The following is a 302-nucleotide window of genomic DNA, read 5'->3' on the forward strand; positions in this document are numbered from 1 at the left end:
GTGATAACGCTTGCCTTGTGTACTGCATCGTAATTTGTATCGCAGTGCTGGGTGTTTTAGGTATGGCGGTGTATGGCTCTTTGGTTACCTTCTGGCCTTGGAACAAAGCACTAACCCTAAACAACTACAACTTTAGTGAGCTAAGCACCTACGGCTGGAGCCCTTACTTCAACTCATTGACTCTGGCTGATTGGACTGCGCTAATCGGTACTGTGGTTATCTTCATTGGTGCCTACTGCATTGAGAAGGGACGTGGATTCGGACCACTGCGACAAGCAATGCAGATGCTGAGTGTGGTACCA

The 302-nt window shown here is 48.3% G+C and carries 1 pseudogene; it reads left to right on the forward strand.

From position 1 onward, the window contains the following. Positions 1-302 (forward strand): annotated as a pseudogene (locus AB4585_RS24425) (putative 2-aminoethylphosphonate ABC transporter permease subunit); the annotation flags it as partial.

This window comes from Vibrio sp. 10N.222.49.C9, assembly GCF_041474985.1.
Lineage (GTDB): Bacteria > Pseudomonadota > Gammaproteobacteria > Enterobacterales > Vibrionaceae > Vibrio > Vibrio crassostreae_C.